Consider the following 2,463-nt stretch of genomic DNA (forward strand, 5'->3'; position numbering starts at 1 on the left):
TTCAAAGAACTACTTGGTCGCTCATTTGCGACTTCCTTATGTTAACATCTTCGTTAGTTAATGTCAACTAAGTTTTTCATTTCGTTTGCCGCGTTCTGCGTTATTTCATCGGCGACTTGTTCTATATTACACTTCATTTGTATAATCGTCAATATGTTTTTTGAAAAACTTTATATTTTATAGATTTCATTTACGTAATCAAAATATCTATTTACGTATTTCTTCTATAGTTATATACAAGCACCCCATAGAACTATCTATGGGGTGCTATTCCATCATAAAAACTATTGTTCTTCTGAAGGTACCGAACAACTTCCGTCAGTACAAGAAAAATCGCTTCCACCATCTGCTGAAAGTTCCTGTAACTTAGGTGCAGGATTCTCTTCTTCCCATACTTGCTGAAGTGCACCAACAAAAGTTTCAAGTGGTTGCGCACCTGAGATGGCATATTTTTGATTAACAATAAAATAGGGTACTCCCGTAATTCTATATTGCTGAGCAATCGCTTCATCAACTCTAACATCATTTGCATATGCACTTTTATTATTGATAATATTTAAAGCCTCTTGCTTATTTATCCCTGAATTTTCAGCAATCGTAGCGAGCGTTTCCACATCACTTAAATTTTGTGATTCAGTAAAATATGCGAAAAGAAGATTTTCTGTAATCTCTTTTTCCTTCCCTTGCTCCTTTGCAAACTTCGCCAGACGATGCGCATCAAAAGTGTTTGTCGGCTTCATCTCTTCAAAATTAAAATTCAAACCCATACTAGCTGCATGATTGCCTAGTTGTATATTATTACGATTAGCTTCTTCAATACTAATCCCATACTTCGATGCAAGCACTTCGTTAATACTCGTTCCAGAGTAAACAGGAGTATTCGGATCTAATTCAAAACTTTTAAACTCAACTTCAACATCATCCCTATGTGGGAATTGTTCTAAAGCCGTCTCTAATCTACGTTTCCCAATATAGCAAAACGGACATACAAAATCAGACCAAACTTCAATTTTCATATGAACACCTCATTAACATTTAGTTTTCAATCATTGTAGCACTGAGATTAAAGAATTCAAAAATTTTTGCTCTACCTCCTTCATATAGTACATACAAGAGTATACTTATAGCAGAATACCTAATTAGCAAAAAAAAACGATAATCAAAAGGATAAACTATTCCCCCTCCGATTATCGTATATAAACATGAAACAACTTTAATTATGCTGGAATATACTTCTCTACGAATTTCCATACAGTATTCCAATATTTATTTGAATCTATTTTCTCCGCTTCTCCATGTCCCGCACCTGGAACAATTAATTTCTCTTTTTCTACTTTTGCAGCACTATACACCTCATCTAACATTTCAAAAGGAACAAATGTATCGGCATCTCCATGAATGAACAGCATAGGTGTTTTACTTTTCGCAACTTGTTTTACAGCCGAAGCCTCTTCTAAATCGTATCCAGCCCTCAATTTAGTAACTGTATTGGCCGCATTCATAACAGGAAACTTCGGTAAGTGGAATAAATCTTTTAGTTGATACGTGAATTCATCAATAACAGTCGAGTATCCGCAATCTTCAATAATAACTTTAACATTAGGAGGTAAATCTTCTCCAGAAGTCATCATAACAGTTGCTCCACCCATAGAAATACCAAATAGAGCTATTTCAGCATTAGGATCTTTCTTTAAAATTTGTTGAATCCACAGCAAAACATCTTTGCGATCATGCCATCCCATACCGATATACCCCCCTTCACTATTCCCATGCCCACGAAGGTCTGGCGCTATGACATTATAGCCTTGTTCATAAAAGTTCCGGATATATTTCGTCATTGCTGATGCCCTGCCATCATATCCATGAACTACAAGTGCCCATTTATGACTAGATTGCTCATTCATATATTCATAACCTGTTAAATTTAGCTTATCAAAAGAGCGTATAGTTAATGTATTAGGTTTATATTTTGATACAAAGTTCGCATTCTTGTCTTCATTCGTAGCCAATGCACCTCCCGATGCATTCACCGTTTCCGTTAAGTGAGGATTATCCTCTAAAAAATCTTTTCCTTGTTTCGCATTCAACGCATAATTATAGAAATAATTCCCGACTAACATATATGCAATTGCTAGAAGGACTAAAACTACTATAGTAATTACACTTATCTTTTTCATATTATCTCCTTTTTAAAATTAAATCTCTATATATTAAAGTACTTCAAAAAATAACTGTACTATTTTAACACACCGACAGATTGGTTCTACAAAAAATAAAATAGAAAATCTTAAACTACACACCGAAAATGATGAAAGAAATTGAATATGAGAGGATTAAAAGAAGAAGTATTACTTAAAATGGTACCTTGAGGCTGATAAGAAGTTAGAAACACAAAAAAGACGAGTCATTCTGACTCGTCTTAAGGTTGCTTGGCGACGTCCTACTCTCACAGGGACAAGGTCC

Annotated in this window: 2 protein-coding genes; both read right to left on the reverse strand. The window is 34.8% G+C overall.

The window, feature by feature from the left end:
- Positions 1–284: 284 nt before the first annotated feature.
- A complete protein-coding gene (locus JDS80_RS30515; RefSeq protein WP_199640797.1) occupies positions 285–1,016 on the reverse strand; it encodes a DsbA family oxidoreductase in 732 nt (243 codons plus the stop codon).
- A gap of 201 nt (positions 1,017–1,217) precedes the next feature.
- Entirely contained in the window at positions 1,218–2,177 is a 960-nt protein-coding gene (locus JDS80_RS30520; RefSeq protein ID WP_199640798.1) for an alpha/beta hydrolase, read from the reverse strand.
- Positions 2,178–2,463 lie beyond the last annotated feature (286 nt).

The organism is Bacillus cereus group sp. N8 (assembly GCF_016483685.1).
In the GTDB taxonomy this organism is placed as follows: Bacteria; Bacillota; Bacilli; order Bacillales; family Bacillaceae_G; genus Bacillus_A; species Bacillus_A proteolyticus.

Coding starts and splice junctions, on each gene's coding strand:
- JDS80_RS30515 (WP_199640797.1), bottom strand. CDS start 1,016: ATGAAAATTGAAGTTTGGTCTGATTTTGTATGTCCGTTTTGCTATATT.
- JDS80_RS30520 (WP_199640798.1), bottom strand. CDS start 2,177: ATGAAAAAGATAAGTGTAATTACTATAGTAGTTTTAGTCCTTCTAGCA.